The organism is Bacillus sp. EE-W1, from assembly GCF_009760835.1.
Lineage (GTDB): Bacteria > Bacillota > Bacilli > Bacillales > Bacillaceae_G > Bacillus_A > Bacillus_A wiedmannii.
The window spans coordinates 1-2,777 of the sequence record NZ_WIPE01000128.1 but is presented as its reverse complement, the minus strand read 5'-3'; the positions used below and the strand labels follow the sequence as shown (position 1 = coordinate 2,777).

Annotated in this window: 4 protein-coding genes; 2 read left to right on the top strand and 2 right to left on the bottom strand. The window is 39.5% G+C overall.

All coding sequences use genetic code 11. The annotated features are described in order from the left end of the window. Nucleotides 1-288: 288 nt before the first annotated feature. Nucleotides 289-420, bottom strand: a complete 132-nt coding sequence (locus GFJ36_RS30020; protein WP_275940659.1) for a hypothetical protein — start codon at nucleotides 418-420, stop codon at nucleotides 289-291. A gap of 810 nt (nucleotides 421-1,230) precedes the next feature. Then, on the bottom strand, nucleotides 1,231-1,356 hold the full coding sequence (locus tag GFJ36_RS28080; RefSeq protein ID WP_157349814.1) for a DUF3961 domain-containing protein: 126 nt from the start codon (nucleotides 1,354-1,356) through the stop codon (nucleotides 1,231-1,233). 466 nt (nucleotides 1,357-1,822) lie between these two features. Here GFJ36_RS28080 and GFJ36_RS28075 point away from each other — a divergent pair, with 466 nt between their 5' ends. Together GFJ36_RS28075 and GFJ36_RS28070 are read left to right on the top strand one after the other, a co-directional pair. After that, entirely contained in the window at nucleotides 1,823-2,026 is a 204-nt protein-coding gene (locus GFJ36_RS28075; RefSeq protein ID WP_000869305.1) for a helix-turn-helix domain-containing protein, read from the top strand. A gap of 79 nt (nucleotides 2,027-2,105) precedes the next feature. Beyond that, on the top strand, nucleotides 2,106-2,765 hold the full coding sequence (locus GFJ36_RS28070) for a cell envelope integrity TolA family protein (protein ID WP_157349813.1): 660 nt from the start codon (nucleotides 2,106-2,108) through the stop codon (nucleotides 2,763-2,765). The last annotated feature ends 12 nt before the right edge of the window (nucleotides 2,766-2,777 follow it).

Sequence of the window (2,777 nt, the reverse complement as noted above, 5' to 3'; positions counted from 1 at the left end):
CAAGATGTGATTGAGCGGATTGAGAATAAGGCTTCCCCTATCCCGCAATACTAAAGGATTTATTGATATTTGCTAACGCTATAAAGTATCTACTAGTGACCACAAATGTTGCCACGTTTGTGACCATGTTTTTAAAAAATAACAGGTTAAATATTGAATGTTAGCTTCCATACTAACGATTTATTGAGCGCTAACTAAAAGCGCTCTTTTTTGTTTCTTCCCCTTCTTGTGTCCATCACGTGGTCACTCAGAATATACGGATACTTAAACGTCTTGATTTTCGTCCCTTTATATCGCTGACCATCCACTTGTCCGACTACTTTCTTCTATTATATACCCACTCTGTCCTCCTCCTTTATTTTTATCGAATGTACTCACGATAATTTCCATTAACTCTCTTCCACTTCCCTTAACTCCCATCCGTAATCCCTCTTCCGTTTTATCAGTGTATTGTCTCGTTATTTCCGTTTAAAATCAACGTTTGCCTTACTCCGTTTCTCAACTACTTACCGATCACGTTTCCTCTCGCTTAGTTAGCGGTAATTACTACCGTCCTCCACCTCTCGTAGCCAGTGGCGTTATTTTTTCGTTTTCTTTCGTTCTATCCCTTGACTTTAAGGTTTTACGGTTTTTATCATGCCGAAGCGAAGTTAGGAAAACGGCTGGCAGGCGGACTTGTCCCCTACGTCGCTACGTTAAAAAATAAACGAAGCGCGTAAGAGAGACAAGCGTCTACGACTAAGTTACACGGCTCTTGCCATGCCTTGCTTCGTCAGTGTTCCGTATGTATAGACCCTATTCACTTGGCGATTTTCATCACACACGCCCTTTAACAATGACCTGCCCACTACACAAAGCCACCCCTGTGCGACAAGCTGAACGTGTTCCCTAGCACCGTAATGCTAATGGCTACCACCCGAGCCGTTATAGGTCGCTCCCACCTTCCCGCAACGTACGAATAGGAATACGTTACGGGTTGCCTACTTTGTAGGGACATGACGAGTGTCCCCTGCACGAACGTAGACGATCCAAGCCGCTTAAATAAAGCGGGAAACAGTTTTTAGCGTGGTTTACCGGCAACTCCACGTTTGGAAATTACCTCCGTATCTCCTAAAAAAGACAATAGGAAACTAAGCCTCGTGTATTCCGCTTTTAAAAACGAATGATCACAGGAGGCTGTTCGGAGAACTTCCGTTATTCAATTGTCGTTAAGCTACGTGAATTCACGTATTAAAGTATATAAGCAATTGCCATACCAATGGCGTACAACGCACCACCTACGCCAAACACTCCGTAATACCAAACACGATCGGATAACGTTTCAAGCCCGAAGTAACCGTTTAGCTTTGCGAACATATTACGTTACCTCCTCTATCCTCGTTGTGTAACAACTGGAACATGTTGATAGTCGTTTTGCTTATCGTTTGTTTCTTAATCGATGGGCCAGCTTTGAGTATGACGTGTGTGAATACGTAATAGTTAGCTTCTGTTTCGATATAAACGATTGTATGTAGGTATCCTCCAACGTTTAGGTTACGCACCTTAAACATTAGTACCTCGGTTTCTATTTCGATTGAATCTACGTTGTTAGTAATCTCATGTCGTAATTCTTCGGGCAGTTCTTCGAATGTTATGAATTGAATAGCGTTTAGTAACGATTTAAACTCATTCATTTCGCTTATCCCCTTTCACATTACGTATGTGTAATTCGTTATTTATGATTTCATCTTACACTTGTGTAATTCGCAAGTCAATAGTTATTGACGAAATAATTACGAAACTGTAAGATGTAACTAAGGATAATTAGGACGGAGGTACTACTATGAAAGTGACGCCACGTTTATCGGAGATTTTAGCGGAACGTAACTTGCGACAAAAAGATTTAGCGGAGATGGCCGGTACGACAGAGGCTACTATTAGTCGTTTCAGTCGCCAGTCTCGTTATGAAATCGAAACATTGATTCGTATTAGTAATGCGTTAGAATTGAAAATCGAAGATTTATTCGTTGTGGAGGACGCTAAATGAGGCGTTCTTTTTTTCATGGAGAAATTTACCGTTTGGTTTGGTATACTTATATTAGTATTAACAAACGGGAGTGAGCTAAATGGGGAAGAAATGGTTGAACAGATTCGGATTAGTTATTATTGGAGCGTCACTCGCACTTGCTACTGGATGTACTCCGCAAGATAAAGAAACGGCTGCGCAAGAACAAGCACAAAAAGAGGAGCAAAAGGCACAAAAGCAAGCCGAAAACGAAGCGGAGAAACAACGTAAGCAACAAGAGAAGGAAGAAAAGAACGCGAAGGATAAGGCTGAAAAAGAACAAAAAGACCAAGAGAAAGCTAAGAAAGACGAAGAAAATAAAGATAAGAAGTTTAAGGAGAGCATCGAAAAGATTGCTAAAAAGTCCGCCGGTAGAAGTAACTTACAGTCAGTTGAAATAAATAAAAATTACGATTTGCCGGAACCTAATAATAAAGTCGTATTGCTTAACTTAGAAAATACAAACGATAAAGTTCTTACGTGGAATAACACTACGAATATATTAAAGAAGTTAGCTAAAGAAAAAGAGATTCAAAAAGTTATTTTTGTATGGAAAACTGAATTGACGGATACATATGGAAATAAGAAAACTGAACCAGTTATGAAGATGAATATAGATCGAGAGAACTTAGATAAGATTAACTTTGACAACTTCGATTATAAAAACATTCCTAATGTCGTAAAAGATTACTGGGAGCACCCTGCATTTAACAACAAGTAAATAAAAAAAAAA

What these genes read in the sequence shown, in the direction of transcription:
- GFJ36_RS28070 (WP_157349813.1), top strand. Translation starts at nt 2,106, where the DNA reads ATGGGGAAGAAATGGTTGAACAGATTCGGATTAGTTATTATTGGAGCG.
- GFJ36_RS28080 (WP_157349814.1), bottom strand. Translation starts at nt 1,356, where the DNA reads ATGTTCGCAAAGCTAAACGGTTACTTCGGGCTTGAAACGTTATCCGAT.
- GFJ36_RS30020 (WP_275940659.1), bottom strand. Translation starts at nt 420, where the DNA reads ATGGGAGTTAAGGGAAGTGGAAGAGAGTTAATGGAAATTATCGTGAGT.
- GFJ36_RS28075 (WP_000869305.1), top strand. Translation starts at nt 1,823, where the DNA reads ATGAAAGTGACGCCACGTTTATCGGAGATTTTAGCGGAACGTAACTTG.